Origin of the sequence: Cohnella fermenti (assembly GCF_004801405.1) — a bacterium.
Lineage (GTDB): Bacteria > Bacillota > Bacilli > Paenibacillales > Paenibacillaceae > Cohnella > Cohnella fermenti.
On the sequence record NZ_SSOB01000002.1, the window covers coordinates 201,441 to 225,010 of the forward strand.

General features: G+C 60.1%; 19 protein-coding genes. 3 read left to right on the forward strand and 16 right to left on the reverse strand.

All coding sequences use genetic code 11. From position 1 onward, the window contains the following. Positions 1–24: 24 nt before the first annotated feature. Together E6C55_RS02415 and E6C55_RS02420 are read right to left on the reverse strand one after the other, a co-directional pair. Entirely contained in the window at positions 25–1,506 is a 1,482-nt protein-coding gene (locus E6C55_RS02415) for an S-layer homology domain-containing protein (RefSeq protein WP_136368174.1), read from the reverse strand. 112 nt (positions 1,507–1,618) lie between these two features. Next, the gene (locus E6C55_RS02420) at positions 1,619–4,306 is read right to left on the reverse strand and encodes an SLC13 family permease (protein WP_168735411.1); all 2,688 of its coding nucleotides are present in this window, start codon (positions 4,304–4,306) and stop codon (positions 1,619–1,621) included. Between the two features lie 185 nt (positions 4,307–4,491). Here E6C55_RS02420 and E6C55_RS02425 point away from each other — a divergent pair, with 185 nt between their 5' ends. Then, positions 4,492–5,334, forward strand: a complete 843-nt coding sequence (locus tag E6C55_RS02425; RefSeq protein ID WP_230986488.1) for a lipoate--protein ligase family protein — start codon at positions 4,492–4,494, stop codon at positions 5,332–5,334. Positions 5,335–5,369: 35 nt separating this feature from the next. Here the strand turns inward: E6C55_RS02425 and E6C55_RS02430 are convergent, their stop codons facing one another. Continuing rightward, positions 5,370–6,233 (reverse strand): AraC family transcriptional regulator, encoded by an 864-nt coding sequence (locus E6C55_RS02430; RefSeq protein WP_136368176.1) that lies wholly within the window; start codon positions 6,231–6,233, stop codon positions 5,370–5,372. A 131-nt stretch (positions 6,234–6,364) separates the two neighbouring features. On the opposite strand from E6C55_RS02430, the gene E6C55_RS02435 reads away from it, so the two are divergent. Continuing rightward, on the forward strand, positions 6,365–7,339 hold the full coding sequence (locus E6C55_RS02435; protein ID WP_136368177.1) for a Gfo/Idh/MocA family protein: 975 nt from the start codon (positions 6,365–6,367) through the stop codon (positions 7,337–7,339). Positions 7,340–7,431: 92 nt separating this feature from the next. Next, positions 7,432–8,202, forward strand: a complete 771-nt coding sequence (locus E6C55_RS02440; protein WP_230986489.1) for a TIM barrel protein — start codon at positions 7,432–7,434, stop codon at positions 8,200–8,202. 168 nt (positions 8,203–8,370) lie between these two features. Here E6C55_RS02440 and E6C55_RS02445 read toward each other — a convergent pair whose 3' ends face one another. From E6C55_RS02445 to E6C55_RS02505, 13 genes are all read right to left on the reverse strand, one after another. Continuing rightward, positions 8,371–9,582, reverse strand: coding sequence for an MFS transporter (locus E6C55_RS02445; protein WP_136368178.1), 1,212 nt, complete (start codon positions 9,580–9,582; stop codon positions 8,371–8,373). A gap of 9 nt (positions 9,583–9,591) precedes the next feature. Then, positions 9,592–11,115 (reverse strand): stalk domain-containing protein, encoded by a 1,524-nt coding sequence (locus E6C55_RS02450; protein WP_136368179.1) that lies wholly within the window; start codon positions 11,113–11,115, stop codon positions 9,592–9,594. 38 nt (positions 11,116–11,153) lie between these two features. Beyond that, positions 11,154–12,029, reverse strand: a complete 876-nt coding sequence (locus E6C55_RS02455) for a carbohydrate ABC transporter permease (protein WP_136368180.1) — start codon at positions 12,027–12,029, stop codon at positions 11,154–11,156. A gap of 26 nt (positions 12,030–12,055) precedes the next feature. Next, on the reverse strand, positions 12,056–12,952 hold the full coding sequence (locus E6C55_RS02460) for an ABC transporter permease (protein WP_168735412.1): 897 nt from the start codon (positions 12,950–12,952) through the stop codon (positions 12,056–12,058). Positions 12,953–13,027: 75 nt separating this feature from the next. Continuing rightward, positions 13,028–14,542 (reverse strand): ABC transporter substrate-binding protein, encoded by a 1,515-nt coding sequence (locus E6C55_RS02465; protein ID WP_168735413.1) that lies wholly within the window; start codon positions 14,540–14,542, stop codon positions 13,028–13,030. A 92-nt stretch (positions 14,543–14,634) separates the two neighbouring features. After that, entirely contained in the window at positions 14,635–15,579 is a 945-nt protein-coding gene (locus E6C55_RS02470) for an alpha/beta hydrolase (protein ID WP_136368182.1), read from the reverse strand. Positions 15,580–15,618: 39 nt separating this feature from the next. Continuing rightward, the gene (gene gtfA / locus E6C55_RS02475; protein WP_136368183.1) at positions 15,619–17,079 is read right to left on the reverse strand and encodes a sucrose phosphorylase; all 1,461 of its coding nucleotides are present in this window, start codon (positions 17,077–17,079) and stop codon (positions 15,619–15,621) included. Beyond that, positions 17,076–18,164, reverse strand: coding sequence for a LacI family DNA-binding transcriptional regulator (locus E6C55_RS02480; protein ID WP_168735414.1), 1,089 nt, complete (start codon positions 18,162–18,164; stop codon positions 17,076–17,078). Before E6C55_RS02480 ends, gtfA begins: the two co-directional genes overlap by 4 nt. Next, positions 18,161–19,018, reverse strand: coding sequence for an alpha/beta hydrolase (locus tag E6C55_RS02485; RefSeq protein WP_136368185.1), 858 nt, complete (start codon positions 19,016–19,018; stop codon positions 18,161–18,163). Before E6C55_RS02485 ends, E6C55_RS02480 begins: the two co-directional genes overlap by 4 nt. Positions 19,019–19,042: 24 nt before the next feature. After that, the gene (locus E6C55_RS02490) at positions 19,043–20,524 is read right to left on the reverse strand and encodes an alpha/beta hydrolase family esterase (RefSeq protein ID WP_136368186.1); all 1,482 of its coding nucleotides are present in this window, start codon (positions 20,522–20,524) and stop codon (positions 19,043–19,045) included. Positions 20,525–20,591: 67 nt separating this feature from the next. After that, positions 20,592–21,425 carry an alpha/beta hydrolase gene (locus tag E6C55_RS02495; protein ID WP_136368187.1) on the reverse strand — a complete coding sequence of 278 codons (834 nt, stop codon included), beginning with the start codon at positions 21,423–21,425 and terminating at the stop codon, positions 20,592–20,594. Between the two features lie 425 nt (positions 21,426–21,850). Then, a complete protein-coding gene (locus E6C55_RS02500) occupies positions 21,851–23,032 on the reverse strand; it encodes an NAD(P)/FAD-dependent oxidoreductase (RefSeq protein WP_136368188.1) in 1,182 nt (393 codons plus the stop codon). Positions 23,033–23,059: 27 nt separating this feature from the next. Next, positions 23,060–23,479 carry a DUF1641 domain-containing protein gene (locus tag E6C55_RS02505; protein WP_136368189.1) on the reverse strand — a complete coding sequence of 140 codons (420 nt, stop codon included), beginning with the start codon at positions 23,477–23,479 and terminating at the stop codon, positions 23,060–23,062. Between the last annotated feature and the right edge of the window lie 91 nt (positions 23,480–23,570).

Sequence of the window (23,570 nt, forward strand, 5' to 3'; positions counted from 1 at the left end):
GGTTCGGCTCGGGAAGCTCCGCGATCAGCTCTCCAGCGCAGCCAAGGCGGCGGTCAGCATGACGGCAAGCTCGGCTCGGGTGACTGTTTTGTCGGCCGCGAACTGGCCTTCGGTGTTGCCGTTCACGATGCCGAGCTGCGCCGCCGTGGCGACGTACACGCGCGAGGCCGACGGAATGCTTGCGGCGTCCGTGAACTTCTGCTGCAGCAGCGCCTCCGCCGAGCTCGAATCCAGCAGCTCGACCGCATCGTTCGCCTCCACAATCGCCTTGACGAGCGCAACGACAACTTCCGCACGCGTGGAATTCGTCGACGGGCTGAACTTCCCGCCGCTCGTCGAGAACAAGCTCTTCGCCGCTTCGACGGAGCTGTACGACCAGCGGCCGCTCGGCACGTCGGAGAAGGTTGCCGAGCCGCTCGCCGACGAGGCGGAGGCGGTCAGGTCAAACGCCTTGGCCAGCATCGTCGCCAGCGTCTCGCGCGTGACCGTGCCGCCCGGGTTGAACTTCTTGTTCTGGTCGCCCTGCACGATTCCCTTCGCGACCAATCCCTTGATCGCCTGCGCGGCCCAGTGGTTGCCAATGTCGGTCAGCTCGACGCTTGAGCCGGAGCCCGAACCGGTACCGGTGCCGGAAGAGGAGCCGCCATTGTTGCCGGAGCCCTGCTGGCCCTGGCCCTGCCCCTGGCCCCTGCCGGGCTGGCCGCCCATCACCTGAAGGGTCGACGCGATCTGCCGCTTCAGCATCTCCGCGAGCCCTTCAAGCTCCTTGTCCGCTTGCTCCTGCGTCAAGGTTCCCGCGGTCACCTTCACCGCGATGGCCGCTTCCGCCGCTTCGGTCAATTGCGCGAGCAGCTCCTCCTCCGTCCAGCCCTGGCTGACGGCGTACTCGAGCAGCGTCTGCTCCTCGCCCAGCGCTTCCTGCAGCTCGGACGCCTCGACGCCGAGAATTCCCGCCGCCAGCTCCAGCACCGAGTAGGCTTGTCCGCCGCCTTGGCCCATCCCCATGCCCGGCCCGCCGCCGAAGGAGAGGGACTCGCTCTCGGCCAGCTCCTTCAGCCTGTCCGCCAGTCCGTCCAGCGCCTTCTCCGCCTGCTCCTCGGTCAGCTTCCCGCTCGCGACGGCTTCCGCAACAGCCGCTTCGATGGCGCTCTCCCATTGCGCCAGCAGCGAAGCCTCCGTCACGCCGAGGCTGACGGCATATTCGGCGAGAGTCGTGCCGCCCTCTACAGCCGCCAGAAGCTCGCTCTGCTCAACGCCGAGGATCTCGGCGAGGCTGCCCAGCAAGTCGATGCCCGCGACGCCTTGCAAGCCCTGCAAGCCTTGGCCTCCCTGGGACTGGAAGCCTCCCTGGTTCGCTCCGGTCGGCACCCGGGCCGGGGCGGACGCGGAAGACGCGCTTGCCGCGTCGGCGGAAGGGAGGCCCGTTGCGGCCGCTCCTCCGAACAAGAGAGCGGCTGCAGCGGTGCTTGCAATCAATCGCTTCGATATACGGGTACGGTTCTTCATGGTACTCCACCTTTCATCGCATTGGGTATCGTTTCCTCCATAACCTTACGACGGCTGTATGAATGGACCATGAATGGCCGATGAACGGACGAGATCCTTAGAATCTTTTAATCTAGCGGATCAGCCCGATCCACTTCCAATAAGGGACGCTCAGCAGCACCGCCGCGATGACGGCCACCGCGTAGCCGATCGCCACCTTCTGCCCCTGGCGGTGGGTGAACGACTTGCCTTCCGCGCTGTAGTAGGCGAGCAAGTACGTCGGAGATTGGAAGGTGAAGAAGAACGGGTCGGTCGCAAGCAAGATGGCGAAGATGAGCACCCAAGGGTGGATTCCCGCCTGGTCCGCCAGCGGAAGCAGCGCGATCACGAGCAGAATGACGGCCGGGTCGTCCCGAACGACGAGCGTCACGAGGAACGAGAGCGCCATGACCGCCGCCAGGAACAAGGTCGGCGACGACAGGAACGCGTCCATCCGCTCGCTCAGCTCGGCGGACATCGCTTCGACGATGCCGAGCTGCTCCGCTCCCTGGGCGAAGCTGAAGGCGATGCCGATGAAGAGCAGGAACGGCCAATCCACGCTGGTCTTCAGCGTCTGCGTATCGAGCGCTCCCGTCACAAGCAGAACGCCGAAGCCGAGGAGCATGATCCAGGCATTATCGAGCCCGTGCAGAGGCTGCAGGATCAGCAGCGCCATGCTTCCGAGCACCGTCCCTACCGTCCAGCGCTCCTCCCTTGTCCAGCTTCCCAGAAGGTTCAGCTGCTCGTCCACCGTCTCCCTTGCGATCGGCCGCGCCGCCGCCGGATTGCGGAACAGCCGCTTCAGCAAGAGCAGCATCAGAACCGAGAAGATGAGGAAGGCGGGCAGCGCGTACAGGAACCACTGGAACCAGCTCGGCAACTGCGCCCCCGGCACGAGGCCGAACGCCATCGCGTTCGTATACGACCCGGTCAGAATAAAAGGCGCGGTGAACCCGTAGAACACCATCGCCGCCAGGCTCAGTCCCGCCGCTCCCGCGCTGCGGTCGCGGAAGCCCATCGACTCCGACAGCGTCCTCGCGATCGGCACGCCGAGCGTGACCTTGGCCGACGAGGACGGGATCAGCGGGTTAAGCGCGATGCCTCCCGCGATCAGCCCCCAGAGCTGCCCGCGGTAATTCGCCGGGAACCGCCGCAGCGCGTGCAGCGACAAGCGATACAGAATGCCCGACTTCGTGATGGCCGCTCCGATCGCCAGAATGAACAGCATGTAGAGCCATGTCGTCGAGGCGAAGCCGGACAGCGCCGTCTCCGGCGTCATCAGGCCGTCCAGCACCCACAGCATGGCCATGACCAGAGCGACGAGATAATCCGCGACGATGTTCACCATCCAGAAGATGACGGCGGCAAGGCCGATGCCGATGAAGTCCATCCCGCCCCGGGACAGGCCCGCCAGCGGGTCCATGAAGTGGAAGAGGGCCATGCTTCCTAGTGCGGCCGCGGAGGCCGCCGCCGCGCTCCAGCCCTTCCTCTTCCAGAGGCTTCCCGCCTTCGCGGCGAGCTCCTTCGACTTCTCCTGCCGCAGCTTCTGCTCGGCGAGTTGGTAGCTCCGCTCGGAGAGCCCGCCTTCGGCTCCCGCCGGGCCGGCGGCATGGGTCGCCGTTCGCTCCGCGCGCTGCAGGAAGTCGAGCGCCTTCTGCTTGTGCCCGAGGCCGCGGCTCAGCTCCGCGCCCAGCTCGCACAGCGCGATCGTCTCCTCCGCGGAGAAGGATACCGCGCCGCCCTCCAGCAGCGCCTCCAGCTTGGCAAGCCCGATCTCCCGCCGCGAGGCCGCGCAATGGGACAAGTACGCCGCGAGCACCGGGAACCTCGAGGCGAGCAGCTCGGTCGGGCAGCGGTCGAACAGCTCAAGCCCCGCGGCGTCTCTCTCGCCAATCGCCGACTCCGCCGATTCCGCTGCCTCTGCTGCCTCCGCTGCCGCCTCCCGCTCCGCCGCCGCGAACCGCCATTCCGCGACGTTCAGCGCGGACTCCCAGTCCTCCTGCTCCATATAGACAGCCGCCGCCGCCTCCCAGCGGCCCCGTCCCATCCAGTATTCGACGGCCTGCCGGAGCCAGTGGGCGCGTTCCCGCTCCGAATGGCGCTCCAGGTAGCGTTCGGCGAGCAGCGGCTTCACCGTTGGGTGGAGCTCGACGCCCCGCTCCCCTTCCGGCCCGGCGATCGGCCGGACGAACTCTGCGAGCGGCTCCCGGTACGTCTCCCGCAGCTCGCTCCAGTCGAGCCCGAGAAGCGCCTCCAGCAGATTCATATCCAGGAACGGCAGCAATGCGCCCGCCGCGAGCGCTTCGGAGAGCGGCTGCGGCAGGCGGTCGGCCGCCTCCCGGACAAGCCGGGCCTTCGCCTCCTTCGACGCTTGCAGCCGATCGTTCGTCTGGACGAGCCGCTGCGAGAGCAGCCGGATGAAGTAGGCGGACAACGCGGTATTTTCCCCAATGAGCTTCTCGAAAATATCCGAATCAATCCGATAGAGAACAACATCCGAGGCCGCAACCGCCGTCGCCGAACGCGGCTCCCCCGTCAGCAGCGCCATCTCTCCGAGCGTCGCCCCTTCTCCGAGCAGAACGAGCGGCCGCGACTCTCCTTCCGGCGTCTCCGAATAGAGCTGCACCTGCCCCTGCTCGATCAGGAACATGCTGTCTCCCCGTTCCCCTTGGCGGAACAGCCGCTTGCCCGGCGCCTCCGCCTGTCGGTCCATCAGACCGAGAATCCGGGCCAGCTCCACCTTCGACAATCCTTTAAACATCTCAATCCGACTCAGATCCATGCTCCGCAACCTCATCCACTCTGTGCAATATTCACCCATTATATAAGAGCGGAGGCCGCGATGATATTAACGCAACCTTAAATACTGCGAAATAGGTAGGCCGCGATCCCTCTTCGCCCGCGCCCTTCCCCTCCGGCCCGCCGCTAAGGTATGATGATTCTATAGCCGGAAGGAGACATGCCGTCGTGAATATAGATACGCTTGCCGGGCTCGAGAATATGGTCATTCTGGACCGGATGAACAAGCTGGACAAGGAAGATCCGCTGCTGCCGTTCGCCCTCGACGAGTGGCTGTGCGCGCGGACGGGGGAAGGCGGACCCGCGATCTGCCATCTGTGGAGACAGCCGCAATCGTTCGTCATGGGGCTTCGGGACAGCCGGCTGCCGGGGACGCCGGAAGCGGCCCGGTGGCTCGAATCGCAAGGCTATCGGGTAGCCGTGCGCAATTCCGGGGGGGCGGCGGTTCCGCTCGACCCGGGCGTCGTCAACATCTCGCTGATCCTCCCTAAGCCGGCGGTCGATTCTTTCCAGTTCCACGGCGATTTTGAGAAAATGTACGCGCTCATCGCGACAGCCGTCGCAAGCACGGGGTGGGCGGTCGACAAGGGGGAGATCGCGGGGGCGTACTGTCCGGGGGACTTCGACCTGAGCATCAACGGTCTGAAGTTCTGCGGAATTGCGCAGCGGAGGCAGACGCGGGCGTTCGTCATCCAGGCCTTCGTCATCGTCGAAGGCTCCGGGCAAGCCCGCACCCGTCTGGTGCGGCAGTTCTACGACCGCGCGGCGAGCGGCGCCGACCCGGCGAACTACCCGCTCGTGACCGACGACAGCACCGCCAGCCTCGCCGAGATTATCGACCTCGGGGCGGGAGCGGCCGCCGCCTTCGCGGAGGAGGTCAAGGCGGTCGTCCGCGAGCGGCAGACGGACGCCGGCATGGCGGCCGCCGCTTCCACGCTGCGGATGCCGAGCGAAGCGGAGCTGGCGGAGACGGTCGCCATGCTGCGCAGCCGATACGGGATCAAGCGCTGATCCCGCGTGCGGCAACGAAGGAAGCGGCCGGCTCGCTACAAGCCGCTGTATCTCGCGCGGAATTCCGCCGGAGTCAGCCCCGTCAGCCGGCGGAACGTCTGCACGAAGTGGCTGTCGTCCAGGAAGCCGACCCGGGCGGCGGTCTCCTTGACGGTCCCGACGCGGCCGGCGAGCAGCAGATCCTTCGCCTTCTGAATGCGGAATTGCAGCAGATATTGGTACGGCCCCATTCCCCAGCTCTGGCGGAACAGCGTGTTCAAGTATTGCGGGCTGACGGAGATCGTCTCCGCCATCGCGGCCAGGCCGAGCCCGGGATCGCCGTAGCGCTCCTCGATCAGCAGGTAGAGCGGGGTCAGCCGCTCGTGGCCCTGCGACAGCGACGGCTGCCCGCTCGACTTGCCGTACTGCTTAACCTGCGTCAGAAAAGAATACACCTCCAGCGACCCGCTCGTGCCGGCGAAGTCGAAGCTGCGCCGGCACTTGTCGGCATACAGCTCGTGCACCGACGCCAGCGGGCTTAGCTCGTCCCAACCGATCGGCTCCATCAAGGGAATGTCGAGCGCCGTCGCGATCGGGCCCGCCAGCGCCCCGTCGAACGTAAGGAACCAGGTCGCCCAGCCGTCCGTCTCCGCACGATATTGATGCGGCGTGTTCGGCTTCATCAGGATGCCCTGGTTCGGCCCCAGCCTCATTCTCCGCTCTCCGATCGTAAACTCGCCGATTCCGGTCACCGTATGCAGCCAGTGGAACAGAGGGAAGCCGTGCTCGCGGTACACGTCGCCTTGACTTCGGCTGAACCCTACGGTCGACAGGTGCAGCGGCAGCCGCCGGTCGCCCTCGGACGTTACGAAGTGGCGACCGTATCCCTCCGGCTGGGCTTCAACGTCCGAACGAGTCATCGCAGCCCCTCCTTAGTTTCATTTTCTTATATGGGATCGGTGTTATTTTATATATTAAACGATTTGGCGTTGAACTAGAATAGGGGTGAAGTTGAAGATTATTATATTCCGAGCTGGAGAGTGAACAGGGAATGACAGTTAAACTCGGGTTTATCGGAACGGGCGGCATCGCCGCAAACCACGTAAACAATCTTGTGCAGATGGAAGGGGTCGAGCTGTCGGCGTTCTATGACGTGGACCTCGCCCGCGCGGAGAAGGCGGCGTCGGAGCACGCCTCGGCGAAAGCGTATTCGAACCTGGACGACATGCTGGACGGCTCCAAGCTGGATGCCGTATACGTCTGCGTGCCGCCGATGGCGCACGGGGACGCCGAACGCGCGCTCATCGCGAGAAGCATTCCGTTCCTCGTCGAGAAGCCGCTCGGGTTGGACCGCGACCTCCCGGCCGCGCTCGGACAAGCCGTCAAGGACTCCGGGCTGCTCACGGCCGTCGGCTATCATTGGAGATACAAGGAATCCGCGGCAATCGCGAAGAAGCTGCTGGCGGACAGTCGGCCGGGAATGGCGCTCGGCTACTGGATGGGCGGCATGCCGATGGTGCCGTGGTGGCGGGTGATGAACGGCTCGGGCGGCCAGTTCGTCGAGCAGACGACACACATCGTCGACCTGCTGCGTTACCTGTGCGGGGAAGTTACGGAAGTGTACGCGGCCTACGGGCTGCAGGTGATGGACAAGAAGGTCGAAGGCACCACCGCGCCGGACGTCGGCACGGTAACGATGAAGCTGGCCGGCGGCATGGTCGCGACCATCTCCAACACGTGCCTGCTGCCGGTCGGCCACCATGTCGGCCTCGACATCTACACCGATCAAGGCGTGCTGGAGCTGCGGGGCGACACGCTGCTCGAGATCACGGCGGGAGGCAAGAATACCCACCAGGAAGTCGCCAATCCGTACTTCGTCGAGGACGAGGCGTTTATTCACGCCGTGCGGACCGGCGACAGGTCGCGCATCCTGTCCGATTACGCGGACGCGTTGCGCACGCATGAAGTGACGGTCGCCGCCAACGAGTCGGCCGTCTCCGGCAAGCCGGTTATCCTCAAGGGCTAGAGCGCGCGGGCAGGCATCGGGAATCGCTGATGCGGTATTGTTGATGGTATGATGGACGAGGAACAGAATCATGGATACGGAGGAGATTCGGAATGGGACTGAAGCATTCGCTCTGCATCGGCGCGTACCCGGGCAAGGACGCGGTGTATCATCTGGAGAAGGTCAAGGAGCACGGCTTCGACGGACTGGAGTATTACGCTTGGTGGAATCTCGGCGATCTGAAGCAGCTTGCGAAGGAGCAGGAACGGATCGGCGTCGGCATCAGCGCGACGTGCACCCGCTTCATCAGCCTGGTCGACGAGTCGCAGCGCGACGACTATCTGGAGGGAGCGCGGCAGACGATTGAAGCGGCGCGCATCCTCGGCGTGAAGTCGGTTATCTCGCAGACGGGCAACGTCCTGGACGGCGTCCCGCGCGACACGCAGCGGGCGAACATGGTCGAGACGCTGAAGCGGTGCGCCCCGCTGTTCGAGGAAGCCGGCATCGTGCTCGAGGTCGAACCGCTGAACGGCCTGGTCGACCACATGGGCCACTTCCTCCAGCGTTCGGACGAATCGGTCGACGTCATCGACCAGGTCGGCAGCCCGAACGTGAAGCTGGTGTTCGACGTCTATCACCAGCAGATCACGGAGGGCAACGTCACCCGCAACGCGGTCGGCTACCTCGACCGGATCAATCACTACCATATCGCCGACAATCCGGGCCGCAAGCAGCCTGGCACCGGCGAGCTGAACTACGTCAACATTCTGCGCGCAATCAAGGACACCGGCTTCTCCGGCTTCATCGGCCTCGAATGCGGCTACACGATCGACACCGATCTGGCGGTCGAACAGTACAAGAACGACATTCTGGCGAAGCTGTAGGAACGATAAACGGATTCCCCGCATATCGGACCCGCCCGCGGCGGCCGACCGTATTCCGGCAGGCTGCCGCGGACGGGCATCCCTCGAACATTCCAGCATATCCGAACACATATTAGGCTCGGGTCGGACTGTTCCTCCCTGTACGCTGCGCTGTCGCTCCCTTCGAGATCACTCCTCTGTCGCAGACAAGGGGAGCCTGTTCCTCCTCCAGAGGAACAGAAGCAGCGCAATGAAGATCGGAATTGTCATGATCTGGAACATAAGCGAATAGCCCGCCAGAGCGCTCCCCCCCTTGCCTTGGACGGCCGTCACAATCGCCCCTGCGACGGATGGCGCGATCAAGTACCCGATATCGACTCCGATATAGTTCGTATTGCCAGCGACCCCCCTTCGTTCCTGCGGCACCAGCTTCATGCAGAGGGTCTGGACAATTGGCTGGCAGATGCCGTAGCCGAATGCGGACACCGCTCCGGACAACAGGAACATGGGCAGGGAGCGAGCGAAGCTGATCAGAATGAATGACAGAGCGAAGATGAGGATGGCCGGGACCAGAATTCGCCCAAGCCCGTATTTGTCCGCCAGCTTGCCGCTGAACGGGCGGGTGAACAGCACGCAGACCGCATATGCCGTGAAGAACAGGCCAATCTCTTCGACGCCGCTCTCCTTCCCATAGATAAGGACGAAGGAATTGATGCAGGAGTACGCGCTCGCCAAGAAGAACATAATGACGGAAGGAAGCACGACCTCCGGCGCCACAATCTTGTCCCAGGAGATGCGGAAGCCGCCTTCGCGGGAGGGCGTCGTCGCCTTCAGTCGCCAGGCGAGAACGAGCACTATCGCCATCAGGGCTGCTCCGACGAAGAAGGTCGCGTGATAGCCGACCGTATCGACCAATTCCAGCCCCAGTGTCGGCCCTACAGCAGTCGCAAGCGCCTGCCCGAGAGAGAAGACGCCGATTCCCGAGGCGATCTTGTCGCCGGGAAGAGCTTCGCTGGCCAGCGAGAGACAGAGCGGAGCCAGGAACCCCATTCCCATGCCATGGAACAGCCGCCCCGCCACTACCATCGCAATGCTGTCCGAGAGACCATAGCAGATGAAGGCCAGCACAATAACGCCGACCGCCGCCGCCAGCAAGCGATTGTTCCTGAAGTATCCCGTCGCCGGTCCGACGATCGGCCGAACCCCAAGCGCAGTAACGGCGAACATGCTGGACACCATACCGACAAGCACAGCCGTCGCCCCGAGGTGCTCGGCGAAGTTGGGCACAAGCGTATTCATCATGAATTGCCCCAGATTCAAGATCACATTAATAATAAAAATCGCGATAAATGCCCGGTTCCATATCGTCGAGGATTTGCCCGCGGCTTTGTTGCTTGTCATGTCTATCACTCATTCCATAATTTCCGCTGCAGCGTTAGTCGGTGAAGCCAGATGAGGATCGCACAGAATCTCGTCGCGAATCAGTTTGGCCATATGAAGGGATAATTGAGCGTCATGATCGGTCAGGTACAGCACGTCATCGCAGAAGGAGACATGCAGGGAGTACAGCCGTTCGCCGATCCAACGCAAGGGGACATAGAGCTGCCCTTGGGTGAAGACGGCCTCGCCGTGCATGGACATCACTCGCCCGTCCACCACACAGCCAATGCTGCCCTCGGCGAATTGAAGCGTGCGTCCGTCCTTCAGCGTCATCCTTACGCTGCGTCCGTCGAACGCCGAGTCGAAGCTCGCGGCGAACAGCTCCGAGACGAACGTTGCCGGCGTCAGCAGATACTCTCCGCGAACGACAATCTCTCCGTTCAGTCCGTGATACTTCCTCTTCTGCCGCTTAATCACAGAGCCTGACAAGCCGATCAAACCATTAATGACATAAGCCTTGTCGCAACCGCAAGCGACGGCGATTGCGAATTCGTCCCCTTGGCGGGAGATGTCCGAAGCCGACCTCGCAAGCCGACCGGCCTCCTCTCTTCTCCATCCCGAGAAGAAGCGGCTCCAGACCAACTCGGCGTCGTCGAACGTCTGGCCATGGTCCCGGTTCTTTGCTTCATGGAATACATAGTCGGCCCGCTCCCCGGAATAGAAGGCGAAGTTGTTCTCGCCCTCGATCCGGATCGCCGGCAAGCTCTCGCAGCCGTTCAGCCGCTTCCAATAATCCCGGTTGCGGCGCACGAACCACGCCGTGTGCTCCTCGTTCAGGGGAACGCTGTCATGCTCCATCCGAGACTGCCATACCGGCAACGGCCCCGTCCGGTTATTCGGTTCCCCACGTTCGTCGAAGAGAACCTCCGGCCAGGTCAGCCCGGCCGCCCCCGCCTGGCCGGCGAAGACTCCCCCATGATACCGCGCCATCTGGCTTGCCATAATGTCGCCCATCGACATCCCGTGCGCATATATCCGTTCGCGATCGATCCTGTATCGGCTCCCGAGTCGAGCGATCAGAGACAGGACAAAGCTCATGTCCCGGTTGTCGTCGGGGTTGTCGGGAGGCGTATGCATATAGAAGCCACTCGGATTCGGCTTGCCGATGATGTCGAGCGTCTTCCGCTCGCATTCCACCATCCAGATTCGCCGTTCCGTCGCGTTCGGGAACAACACAATGAATCCTTCCCGTTCGGCAATGAGCGTCCACGATGAATAGACGGCCTGCCCCCATCCGGTCATCAAGCCTCCGTGGAACGAGACGACAAGCGGCACCTCTTGCGTGCCGTCATACGAGGACGGCACATACTCGTACCAGACGCGCTCCAGGCCGTCCTCCCCCTTCTCGCGGAATTCCGCAAGCCCCTCGGGATATGTCCGGGAGTTATTGCCATTCTCGTTGACAACGATATCCGATCCGCGGATCGCTTCAGGCAAGTAGTCCCGGTTGTCGTCGTCCGGCGTTCCCGGCGGAATCGCAATGCTTGCCCTCATCGTTAGTTCCTCCTCTCCGCTGCGCAAGCTCATGCCATTCAGCCCTTGACTGCCCCCTGCATGATTCCGTCCGCGAAGTACTTCTGCAGGAACGGGTACAGGATCAGGATCGGCAGTATGGCGACGAATGCAATCGCCATGCGGATGGATACTTGCGGGATCTGCGCGGTCGCGCTTGAGCTCATGCTCGTGTAGGACAGGACCGCCTGAATATTCTGGTTCATCTTGTTGAGCACCGCCTGGATGCTGAGCATCGAAGGATCGGTAATGAAGTACAGTCCGTTCTGCCAGTCGTTCCAATAATTCAGACAAGAGAACAACCCTATCGTCACCAGGATCGGCTTGCCGAGGGGAAGCGCCAAGCTGAAGAAGATCCGGAAGTAGCCCGCCCCGTCGATCTTCGCCGACTCGTAAAGCTCCTCGGGGATATTGGAGGCGAAGTAGGAGCGAATAAGAATAATATTGAACGCATTGGTCAACAGGAACGGGAAGATATAAGCCCAGATCGTGTTGACGACTCCCAGCCCCGTCCACATCATATAGGAAGGCACCAGCCCGCCGTTGAAGAGCATCGTGAAGAAGATGAAGAACGTAATCGGGCCCTTGCCGGGCAAACCCTTGACCGACAGCGGGTAGCTGATCAGAGCCGTAACAAGCAGGCCCAGGAACGTGCCGATCAGCGTCGCAACAACGGTAATGCCGTACGCTTTGAAGATCGTCGAGGAATTGCTCGTAATATATTCATAAGCCCCCAGACTGAGCTTGGCCGGGAAGTAGGAATAGCCGTCGGAGACAAGCGTATTCTCATCCGTTATCGACGAGATAAGCAGCAGCGCCAAGGGAAGCACCATCGCCAGGGAGACGAGTGCCAGTATAAGGTGGAACGTCCACTGCTGAGCTCTGTTTTCAATCATCGTTGCTTACCTTCCCTCTGTCCGAATTAGAACATGGCATCCTTCGAGCTGAGTCGGCGAACCAGCGCGTTCGCCACCAGCACCAGCACGAAGCCGACAACCGCCTGCAGCAAGCCCGTCGCCGCCGAACGGCCGATTCCGCCGGCAGACATCAGCGCTCCGTACACGTACGTATCGATCGTCGCCGTCACATTGAACAGAGTGCCCGAGTTCTGCGGTACGAGGTAGAATAAGCCGAAGTCCGAATAACAGATGCGCCCGATGCTTAGCAGGAACAGCGTAATCATCGACGGAACCAGGGAAGGGAGCGTAATGTGTACAATCTGCTTCCACTTGCCGGCGCCGTCGATTGCTCCCGCCTCATACAAGGAGCGATCGATCACCGACAACCCCGCAATATAGATAAGCGTGCCGTAGCCGACATATTTCCAACAGTTGACGATAATCAGAATGAGCGGCCACCAGGTTGGATCGCTGTACCAAGCCACCGGATGGCTCTTCAGAATGCCGTTGTTCAGCATGCCGTTCTGCTGACTGAGGAAGGCGAACACGACATAGCTGATGACGACCATCGACATGGTGAACGGCAGCAGCACCGAGCTCTGGTACCACTTCCTCAACGCCTTGTGCTTGATCTCGGTAATCATGATAGCCAGCGCAATGCCGACAACATTGTTGATGACAATAAAGGCGACGTTGTACAGAAGCGTGTTGCGGATGATAATGTTGATATCGTTGGACTTGAACAGATAGTTAAAGTTATCGAATCCCACCCACGGACTTCCGAATATCCCCTCGGTCGCCTTGTAAGACTTGAAGGCCGCCACGATGCCGGCCATCGGCACATAGTTGTTGAGAATCAGATAAGCCGCGCACGGAAGCATCATCAGATACAGCGGCATAAAGGACCTAAGCTTGCTCATATCCGTTCATCCCCTTCGAACCGTCGACCGGAAGACCGTGCCGCTTCTGCGGCAGCGGTCCTCCGGCGAACCATGCTATTGAGCGGCCTGCCACTCGTCCAGTTGGCGCTGCTTCTCATCCATGACCTTCTGGAGACCGGCGTCATAGAGCTCGTCGTTCAACTTCTTGATAAAGCTCTCCGGCTCAACCGTACCGAAGCTGATGGCATTCTCGTACTTGGCGAGCACCGCCGCCAGCTGCGACTCCTCCATCGCCACCGACGAAGAATCGAACGTGAACCCGTACGCCTTGGAGACAAGCGCATCGTCGCCGAACGTCTTGTAACGTTCCCAGATGTTGTCCGGGCTGCCCGCCCACGGCGTCATCAAATATTGGTTCGGGTAAATAAAGCCGTAGTCGGAATGATAGTTGACCGTCGCGGCGGTAACGCCTTCGGGATAAGCGGCCTGCCCGTTCTCGTCGACGACCCAATCCACGCCCGGCACCCCCCAATTCAGCAGATCGTTGAATTCCTTGCTCTGATAAGCCCAATTCAGGAACTCGAACGCCTTCTCCTTGTTCTTGGACGTATTCAACACAACGTTCAGAGCGCCGTTCACCGAGGTTGTCGACTTCATCTTGCTCGATACGGGAATCAGCACGGTGTCATAGCCGGTCTGGGACTTCACATCGGTCAATGCATTCGCTCCGTACGAGGCGAAGAACGAGAATGTCTTGCCCGCCTTCATCTTCGCTTGACCGAGCTCGGTGCTTACCGCGATGTCCTTCGACGAGTAGCCCTTCGTGTACCATTCGCGGTTCAGCAGAGCGAATTGCTTAAACTGCTCCGATTCGTACCAGTTCGCAATCTGGTCCGACTGCCCGTAGTTCTCCAGAACGCCGAAGTTGTCGCCTACCCCGTCGACGTAAGTGATCGTGTTCAGTGCGAAAGTCCGGTAGCCGTCGAACGGAGTAATATCCGGGAACGCCTCCTTGGCCTTGGCGAACATCTCGGTAATTTGGTTGAAGCTGGACATGTCGTCCGTGGTCACGCTGAAGTCCGATTCCTTATAGCCAAGCTGCTCGAACAGGTCCTTGCGGACGAAGAGGCCCGACGGCGTCGCGCGCACGTTCATCATCGGGAAGCCGGCAAGGGTGTCGCCGATATACCCGGCGTTCACATCGTCGCCCAGCACCTCGTAAATTCCCTTCGTGTATTCCGTGTAGTCAGATGCATCGACGATGAAGCCCTGATCCATAAAGCTTGGCAAGCTGAAGGCGAACGCGAAGGCAATATCGATCGGCTCCCCTGCGGTCAGCATCAGGGACATCTTCGAGTTGTACGTATCCCAGGTGATCGGAATCAGGTTCACCTTCATGTTCAATTCTTTCATCGTCAGCTCGTTGATCTTCTCGTTGACCGCGGCCTGATTGCCCTCCTTGGGCGCGTGGTAGGCGAAGTTCACCGTATACATCTCGGCTTCGGAGGACGAGGATGCGGCAGCGCCGGACTCCGACGCTGAATTGTTGCCGTCCTTCGAGCAGCCCGCTAGAATCGTTCCCGCCGCAAGTATGCCTGTCGCCATTAATGTTAGCGCTTTCTTTGACATCGAATAAAACCTCCCGTTTTCAATTGTTCTGTCCTTGTCAGGCGTTCCTGACGAATCCGTTCCCACGAATGCGCCCGGCGGCGACATTCATTCTATTCTTGCTTGCGACGCGAGCGGGCGAACGCCTCCGCAAGCGCCCTCACGTAATCCCCGCGCGCCCGCTTGCTGATCTCGGCTTCGCGAATAAAATTCTCGAACGCATGATAGCCGCCCGGATACAAATGAAACTCCACATCCACCCCCGCCTGGGCTAGCCTTGCCGCGTAGTCGATCGTCTCATCGCGGAATGCATCAAGCTGTCCGACGCACAGGTAGGCGGGCGGAAGCCCCTCCAGCGAAGAGGCGAGACTCGGCGACGCATAAGGGCTGTCGCTGTCCTCCGTACCCAGATACATCCGCCAGGCCGCCTGATTGTTCTCCCGGTTCCATACCGAAGGATCGACAATCTCATGGCTCGAAGGCGTCACATTGCGCTTGTCGAGCATCGGATACAGCGGCATCTGGAACATAATCGGCGGGGCTCCCCGATCCCGGGCGAGAAGCGCCAGCGCAGCCGTCAATCCGCCTCCCGCGCTCGCTCCTCCGATCGCTATGCGACTGCGGTCGATGCGCCGTTCCGCCGCTGCGCTCTCCAGCCACAGCAGCGCGGCATAACAGTCCTCAATCGCTGCGGGATAAGGCGAATCGGGAGCGAGCCGGTAGTCCGGCGAGAACACTGCGCAGCCTGCCTCGAGCACGAACTGCTCGCAGATCGCATCCTCCATATCGGGATGCCCGAGAATATATCCTCCCCCATGAATCCACAGCAGCGCTGGAAGCTCGGCTTCCGGTCTCTGTTCCGGCTCGTAAATCTTGAGCAGCATCTCCTGACCGCCCGCTCCCGTCATCCGCACGCGGCTCTGGCGAACGAGCGGCGACCTCTCTCGGGGCAATGGCTCGAAGCTGCGCACCTTGGCCAGATCATCGGGCAAGCGCAGCGCGGGAAGAAGCGACAGCCCTTCCAACAGCTCGGGATTCACTCTTCCTCTGAATTCCATACCCAATTCCTCCTTCGGCGGTCATCCGCCCGCACAGACTCACAGAATCTCGACTCCTCCGGACTCATTCGTGTAAGCGATCTCGAATTCCATGGTGCGGAAGTTCGCCCGAAGCGTTGTCCAATCCTTCCCGAGACGCCAACCGATGGTCAGCCGGCCATCCTCCGCCTGTTCGCCGAGTTCGAGCTCCCCTCCGAATGCCGGATGGCTGTTGCGGAAGCGCATTATCCCGTACAAGCGCTGAAGCATCGGATACGTCACGCGCCGATCGATCTCCTCGGACGTATAATCGTGCCGGTTGATGCTTCGGGCTTCGCCGAGGCGGACCACCGACTCCACGTCATTCTCTCCGGCCAGCAGACCGACGTAGTGCACCTGCGGAATTCCCGGCACATACAATTGCACGACTCGAGCGAGCAGATAGGCGGCGTCGTTCTCGTCAAGAGCGGAATAATACGAGCACATCAACTGATATTGCCTGGCTTGGGCTCCGGATGTCTTGATGAAGCCGCCCGGCAGCTTGATATACTTCTGCACCGGCTCGATCTTCCGATTCACGCGCTCTCGCACCAGGTCGATCTCCTCGTCGGTCAGCAGGCCGGCTACGTCGACTACCCCGATGCCGTCATGAGTATCCAACGTCGTAAATTGCTTGCGCGGACATATCTTCAACCAATGCAGCAGCCGATCCGTCCTTCCGCTCATCAGGCCGTGAAGCATTAGCAGCGGCAGCGCGAAGTCGTATACCCAATGTCCCCGCTCCGCCATCTTGAGCTGGATTTGATAGTTCTCGTGGATCTCCGGAAGCATCTCGGTGCCGTACTTGTTAAGCGGCCTCATGCCGATCTCAAGCACATCCCACACCTCCGGCTCGACGAAGAAGCAGCTTGTCCCCGGCTTCTTGGAAGCATAGGCGAACGCGTCGAAGCGGATTAACGGAACATATTGCGCCAGCCGCTCCAGATTCCGTTCGTAATAGCTCTGCGTGGCCGGCGCCCACGGATCAATATCCACCTGCTCCTCGAAGAAGGTGTTCCAGATCTTCACCGTCTTGCCGTCCTTGCGAGTGAACTCCTTGTAAGGACCCTGCAGCTTTCTGCGATAGAGCGTCTCCAGCTCCCGTTCAGTCGGCTCCCCGCTCGGCCAGAACTCGTTCCAATGGATAAACATCTCGCGATAGGGCGAAGCCTCCCCCCGCTCCATATAATCCCGGAACTCCTCGCTGCGGATCGAGACATGATTGATCATGAAGTCCGCCATCAGATAGTGCTCCTCCGAGAAGTCGCGGATGTCCTCCCATGTTCCGAAGGCAGGGTCGACCTCGTCATAGTTGATGACGGCGAAGCCCCGATCTCCCGAGGAAGGATAGAAAGGCAGAATGTGAACTCCTTCGACGACTCCCTTGAAGTGCTTGTCCAAATTCCTTTTGAGCTCCTTCAGGTTGCCGCCCATGCTGTCCGCATAGGTGATCAGCATGACTTGATTCGTTATTTTCCTCATGATGTCTCCTCTCTGCTCCCTTGGCCCGAACCGTTCTCTCTTCGTATCGTTCCCCGCTCCGGGCTGCTGTCGCGATAGACGCATTGCGCCTCGAAGCTGAGCTTGACGTTGTCCACCCACCGTCCTTCCTTCATGAAGCGATGAAGGAGCTCGGCGGAGCGGTAGCTCATCTCCGCGGAAGGGGGAGCGAAGCTGGTTACGCCTGGTTGAACGATGGAATTAACCGCCTTGTTGCCGTACGAGATGACCTCGATCTCCTCCGGACAGTCAAGCCGATGCTCGTGGATGCTTCGCATCGCCCCGCTGATCATATTGTCGCTTGGAATGAATACCGATGTCGGAATACTCCCGGAATCCAACAAGGCATTCATGGCGATATACCCCCCTTCGTCGCTGTCGTCGCCATACGTGACCGGAGCGAAGAACACATCCCCATTCTCCGATCGGAAGACGTTGAACCGATCCCGGTAGCCGGTCGAACGCAGGCTCAGAGCCCGACTGGAGTAATTGGGGGAGACGATTCCGAAGCTTCGATGGCCCCTCTTGATGAAGTGCGCCATCGCGCTGTCGCCGACTGCATAATCGTCCGTCAGCACCGAGCAGTAGCCCTTGGCCGTCCGATTGATCAGAATAATCGGAATATCGAATTTATGATTCTCGATAAAACCGATATCCTCCTCGGTGAGCGCCATCAGGAGCGCCCCGGCGATAAACTCGCTCGACAGCCACGAAGCCTTATCCTTCAGTCGCCCCAGCTCGAAGGGGAACAGCACGGTCTCGTATGTGACGTCCTGCTCGCTCCAATATCTCTGAATGCCGGCGTAATATTGCGCGATTGGCCCCTTCTCGAAGTTCGTCGGGCAGAAAGCGCACAGGAGAGACTTATGATGGTTGCGCTTCTTCGACTTGTTCCTCGGCGCATGCCGATACCCAAGCTCATCGGCGGCTTGAAGAATCCGTTCAATCGTGCTCTCCGCAATCCGGAATTCACCGGCCCTGTTGTTCAGAACCATCGAGACCGTGCTCGACGACACCCCTGCCGCTTCGGCAATCTGCTTCACTTGAATGCCGGAATTGGTCTTCATGGGCAGCCTCCTGCAACGGCCTCGCGGCGGAGCGGCAGCCAGGTCTCGATGGCGAGCCGAAGCGACTCGTCCCACAGGTCCCATTCGTGCCCCATTCCGGCCACAACCTCGAGCCTGGTCTCGTATCCCCACTCGCGCAGGTCCTTCTCGGCGGCAAGCGTCCGATACAGCGCGTGATCGCTGTCTCCCACCCGGAAGAAGAGCTTCGGCAGCTTCGGCCCTTCTTCCGCGTTGCGTTGGGCGACGGCATACACATCGTTGACCGTCCCGCGAATATAATCCGGATCGTCCAGCTTGCGCTGTATGCCGCTGAAGGGAATCTTCATTCCATCCTTGAAGTCGAATTCCCCGTTCAGGGTCTTGACGGCTCCCGGCACGCCGGGCCGGTAGGAGGCCCCTGACAGCAGCAACGCAGCGGCGAATCTCTCCGGATGGTTCATCGCCAGCTTCATCGCCCCGTGCGACCCCATCGACAAGCCTCCGACGAATCGGTCCTCCCTTGCGGTCGAGATCGGCAACAACGCCTCGCACACCTTCGGCAGCTCTTCCGCGATATAGGTGTAGTACTTCTCCCCGTCCTCCTCGTCCGTATAGCAGGAATTGTAGCCGCTCGGCATGATAACCGCGAGCTTATGCTTATCCGCATATCGAACGATGTTGGTGTAGTGGAGATAATCGCTGTCATCTCCGCTCCCGCCGTGCAGCAGATACAGCGCCTGGAACTTCGTTCCGGGAACATACGTCGCCCCAATTCCCTGCATGCTGTCCGCGAAGCTGTAGGTAGGCAGGCACACCGTGATATTCGTCTGCATCCTTAACGCTTCCGACAGCAGGTTCATTCGAATGACCGCCACCGTTATCCCCCTCCTCCTCTTCCGTTATGCGAACAAAATCTCGTCGCGAATCAGATGGGCCATATTCTTCGACAGCTCCGCAGGATGATCCGTCATATAGAGAACACCCTCGCAGGAAGTGGCATGATGGTTGAACAAGCTCCGGCACAGCCACTCGATGGAGACATGAAGCTCTCCATCCGCCAGAACGGCCTCACACAGCATCGCTCGGACGCGATTGTCAACTACGCAGCCGATGCTGCCTCGAGCGAACTGGACCGCCCTTCCGTCCGGGAACGACAGTTCTGCAGTCCATCCGTCCGCCGAAGACCGGCATTCCGCCCCGAACACGGATGCCGCGAACGAGACCGGCACAAGCACATACTCACCCCTGACGATGGTATCCCCGTTCAGTCCGTGGTACTTGAGCTTGCGGTGTACGAACGCCGGCTTGCCCATGGGAACAACACTATTGCGCACGAACGCCTTGTCGGAGCCGGCGGCAACTGCGATATTGAACTCGTCTCCCCGACGCGGAAGGAGCGATTCCTCATGAACGATTCGACCGTCCGCATCCCTCCTCGTTCCCGAGAACAAGTAGTCCCACACAAGCTCGGCGTCGTCGAAGGTCTGTCCGTGGTCCCTGTTCTTGACGTCGCGGAACACCATGTCTCCCCGTTCGCCCTTGTAGAAGGCGAGGTTGTCCTCTCCCTCGATCTTGATCTCGGGAATCGGAAGGCATCCGTTGATCCGGCTCCAATACTCCCGGTTGCGCCTGACGACCGTATCCGTGTCTCCCTTGAAGTGCGGAGGCACAACGTCGTGCTCGAGCCGGGATTGCCAGACAGCAACCGGGCCGCCGCGGTTGATCAATTCGTCGGATTCATCGAACAGCAGTCCGGGGCTTGAAGGACCTCCGGAACCGGCCTTGCCGGCGAACAGATGTCCATAGTAACGAACCATCTGACTGGTCATCAGATTACCCATCGACATCCCCTGGATGTAGACCCTTCCCTCGTCGATGGCGTACTGCTGCTTCATTCGATCCATAAGGGCGAGAACAAAGTTCATGTCATGGTTGTCCTCTGGACGCTCTGGAGGCACATTGATATAGATATCGTCGTCGCGCGGAGCCGTAGCCTCCGCCAGCTTCTCCTTCTCGCATTCAATCGTCCAGAAGCGGCGCTTCCCCGCGCTCGGGAATACGACAATAAACCCTTCCCTGTCCGCCACGAGCGTCCATGACGTATACACGGCCTGTCCCCATCCGGTCATGAGCCCTCCATGCATCGACAGCACAAGCGGCACCGGACGGCTCCCGTCATAGCTCTTGGGCACATATTCGTACCAGACATCCTCCACCCCGTCCGCCAGTTGCCCCCGATGCTCCTTCAATCCCGACGGATATACCTGAGAGTTGTTGCCATTCTCATTCACGATCATATCAGAGCCCCGAATCGCCTCCGGCAAGTAATCCCTGTTCTCATCGTTCGGCATTCCCGGCAGAATAACGATTTGTCCCTTCATTCCATTCCTTCCTCCTCTTCATCCTGCTTGTGTTGCTCCGTACCGCATTCCTTGCCAATCGGATCAATCAGAACGGACTAGCGCCGCTATCCTCCAGTCCGAAGAATTCAAGCGCCTGCTGGATAGCCAGATCCCAGAACCTCCATTCATGCCGGAAGCCCTCCAACGTCCAGAACTCGGCTTCCAGTCCGATCCGCCCGGCGTGTTCTTGGAAAAGCAGCAAATTGTCGTAAATCGGCTTGTCCGCGGTTCCGCAAGCAAAAAGGAGCTTAGGCAAAGTCCCTGTTCCCGCAAGCGCATTCATGATGGCCCATACGTTCTCGTTCGAATTGACGAACGCGTCGAGCCCTCCCGCATTGTCCACCATCCCCTTCATCCGTTGCGAGAACGGATCGTCCTTCGTCAGATCCTCTTCCGTCAAGGCCGAGAAGTCGACCGGAGCCGCCGAGAGAATGGCCGCAGCCGCGAACTTGTCCGGATGATTCACCGCGTATTTGATCGCCCCTCTGCCCCCCATCGACAGGCCGGCGATAAAGTTGTCCTCTCGCTTGCCGGAGGCGGGGAACCAGTTGTAGATGAGCGGCATCAGCTCTTCCGTCAAGTAATCGTACATTCCGTAGCCCAACATGGCGCGATCCCAATTGGAATAATTGCTGTTCAACGCGCTCGGCATGACGACAATCAAATCCTTCTCTCCGGCGTACAGCTCGATGTTCGTCCGCCGCAGCCAATCGGTATGATCGCCGAAGGTTCCGTGAAGCAGCCAGAGCACCTTGTACCTTGCTCCGCCGGCGTAATACTTCCGGGCATCCACATCGCGGGGGCGATTCGGAAGAATGATGCTGACCTCATGACTGGAATGCAGGTATTGACTCTCGAAGTTCATCGTTACAATCGACATCCGCAACTCTCCTCTCCACTTTTATTGGGCTCATAAGGATATAACAGCTCCAAGCGACATGCAAGCGCTTACCAAACTTCTCCGCATACAAGCTTCCCGATCTCCCGTTCCGCTTCGCGTCTCCGCCTCGCTCGCAAGCAGGCCTTGCAGACGAGGAGCCTGAGCAAATCGATCAAGCAATCCTTGCTAAATTTAGCAACGAATAACCTAACAACTTTAGCTGTGAGTTTAGTTTATAGCATCAATCTTGCTTCGTAAACACAATTCGACTTCAATCCGCATACTATTTTCGCTAAATTTAGCAATGGGTTTATTTGTTTTTCAGCACCTCCGCTCGCCAAGACAAAAAAATCGGCTCCTTCGCTCGATTGCTCATCGAGGAAGAAGCCGATCGCGGCTATTATGGTACCGTTATGGTTCCGTTATCAGTGCGCCAGCGCGAACAGGCCGTGGATGTGCGACAGGTAACGGATGTTGCTCGCTTCCTTCATCAGCGAAGCCGGCGTGCCCTTCAGGCGGATGTTGTTGCCGCCGACCGTGCCGACCGCATCCTTGCGGCCGAGGCTTCCGAGCGTGCCGGAGAAGACCGGCTCGAACTTCTCCATCTTGCCGCCCTTGAAGAAGACGGCGAGGTTGGCGCCGACCGTCTCGCCCATCTGCCAAGCCAATTGAGCGGTTGGCGGGTAAGGACGGGCTCCTTCGCTCGGGATAACGACCGCGCAGTCGCCTGCGAGGAACACTTCCGGATGCGAAGTCGATTGCAGGACGTCCGTGACCGAAGCGCGGCCGCGGTTAACTTCGATGCCGCTGTTCGCGACGACCGGATGGCCTTGAACGCCGCCGGTCCAGATGATCGTGTTCGACTCGAGCACGCGGCCGTCCTTCAGCGCAACCGTATCCTTGGTCGCTTCCGTGATCGCGACGCCGGTGATGACTTCTACGCCGCGCTTCTCGAGGGAGACAACCGCGCGGTCGATCAGCTCTTGCGGGAAGATCGGCAGAATGTTCGGGCCCGCTTCCACAACGTATAGCTTGATGTCGTCGAAGTCGATTCCCTTCGCCTTGCAGATCTCCGGAAGCTTGTCGACGAATTCGCCAACGAGCTCGATGCCGGTCAGGCCGCCGCCGCCAACGACGATCGTCGCGTCCTTCTTGTCGCCGGATTGCTTGTAAGCGTCCAGGCGGGCAAGCACGTGCGTGCGGATGCGGTTCGCTTCTTCGGCCGACTTCAGCGTGAAGCTGTTCTCCTGCAGGCCGGGGATGCCGAAGAACGCCGTCTCGCTGCCGAGCGCAACAACAAGCGCATCGTACGTATAAGCGGTGCCGCTCGCCGTCAATACCTTCTTGTCGTCCGGCTTGATCTCCGATACCGTGTCGACAACCACATTGACGCCCTTGCCCTTCAGCAGCTTGGTCAGCGGAAGAGCGACTGCGTCTTCGCCGATCGTACCGCCCGCGAGGCGATGAAGCTCGGTAATGATTTGGTGGGTCGAATAACGGTTAATCAATGTAATCTGAGCTTCGCTGACGCTCAGGTGCTTGCGAGCCGTCAGAGCCGTCAGCAAGCCGCCGTATCCGCCGCCCAGAATTAGAATCTTCTTAGACATTCTTTATCCTCCGTTCTTCGCGAATCGTTATTTAGCTTGCTGTTTCTCGCCGAGCACCGTCAGGAACGCTTGCGTGAAGCGCAGCGTCTTCTGAAGCTGAGGGTCCTTGAGCAGCTTGAGCAGGCCGAACAGGCCGACCGTCGCCGTATCGGCTTCCGCGCGGTCTCCGGCTTCGATAGCCGCTGCCGCGATATTCTTCGTCTTATCCACGACAGGCTTCACGACTTCTCCGATTCCGTGCGCGAAGTCGTTGATCAGCACCTTGTCGGTAGCAACGCTCTGAGCGAAATCGTATGCCTTCGTCAAGAACGTAACCATCTCTGCCAGCTTGGGCAGGTTCTCCACCAGAACGGTAAGGGATTCCTGAACCTCAGGCTTCATCAATTGATCGAGCACGTCGATCGATGGCTTCTCTGCTGCGATTGCCTCTTGCGACACTTGTGACATGCAGTTGCATCCTCCTTTGCAATGAGTATCCTAATCGGTTGCGCCGTTCGGCCCGCGAAGGCAACGATTCGTCGACGACAACGCGCTAGGA

Excerpts from the sequence above, each read along its gene's own strand:
- E6C55_RS02415 (WP_136368174.1), bottom strand. The coding sequence starts at position 1,506 with ATGAAGAACCGTACCCGTATATCGAAGCGATTGATTGCAAGCACCGCT.
- E6C55_RS02420 (WP_168735411.1), bottom strand. The coding sequence starts at position 4,306 with ATGGATCTGAGTCGGATTGAGATGTTTAAAGGATTGTCGAAGGTGGAG.
- E6C55_RS02430 (WP_136368176.1), bottom strand. The coding sequence starts at position 6,233 with ATGACTCGTTCGGACGTTGAAGCCCAGCCGGAGGGATACGGTCGCCAC.
- E6C55_RS02435 (WP_136368177.1), top strand. The coding sequence starts at position 6,365 with ATGACAGTTAAACTCGGGTTTATCGGAACGGGCGGCATCGCCGCAAAC.
- E6C55_RS02440 (WP_230986489.1), top strand. The coding sequence starts at position 7,432 with ATGGGACTGAAGCATTCGCTCTGCATCGGCGCGTACCCGGGCAAGGAC.
- E6C55_RS02445 (WP_136368178.1), bottom strand. The coding sequence starts at position 9,582 with ATGACAAGCAACAAAGCCGCGGGCAAATCCTCGACGATATGGAACCGG.
- E6C55_RS02450 (WP_136368179.1), bottom strand. The coding sequence starts at position 11,115 with ATGAGGGCAAGCATTGCGATTCCGCCGGGAACGCCGGACGACGACAAC.
- E6C55_RS02455 (WP_136368180.1), bottom strand. The coding sequence starts at position 12,029 with ATGATTGAAAACAGAGCTCAGCAGTGGACGTTCCACCTTATACTGGCA.
- E6C55_RS02460 (WP_168735412.1), bottom strand. The coding sequence starts at position 12,952 with ATGAGCAAGCTTAGGTCCTTTATGCCGCTGTATCTGATGATGCTTCCG.
- E6C55_RS02465 (WP_168735413.1), bottom strand. The coding sequence starts at position 14,542 with ATGTCAAAGAAAGCGCTAACATTAATGGCGACAGGCATACTTGCGGCG.
- E6C55_RS02470 (WP_136368182.1), bottom strand. The coding sequence starts at position 15,579 with ATGGAATTCAGAGGAAGAGTGAATCCCGAGCTGTTGGAAGGGCTGTCG.
- gtfA (WP_136368183.1), bottom strand. The coding sequence starts at position 17,079 with ATGAGGAAAATAACGAATCAAGTCATGCTGATCACCTATGCGGACAGC.
- E6C55_RS02480 (WP_168735414.1), bottom strand. The coding sequence starts at position 18,164 with ATGAAGACCAATTCCGGCATTCAAGTGAAGCAGATTGCCGAAGCGGCA.
- E6C55_RS02490 (WP_136368186.1), bottom strand. The coding sequence starts at position 20,524 with ATGAAGGGACAAATCGTTATTCTGCCGGGAATGCCGAACGATGAGAAC.
- E6C55_RS02495 (WP_136368187.1), bottom strand. The coding sequence starts at position 21,425 with ATGTCGATTGTAACGATGAACTTCGAGAGTCAATACCTGCATTCCAGT.
- E6C55_RS02500 (WP_136368188.1), bottom strand. The coding sequence starts at position 23,032 with ATGTCTAAGAAGATTCTAATTCTGGGCGGCGGATACGGCGGCTTGCTG.
- E6C55_RS02505 (WP_136368189.1), bottom strand. The coding sequence starts at position 23,479 with ATGTCACAAGTGTCGCAAGAGGCAATCGCAGCAGAGAAGCCATCGATC.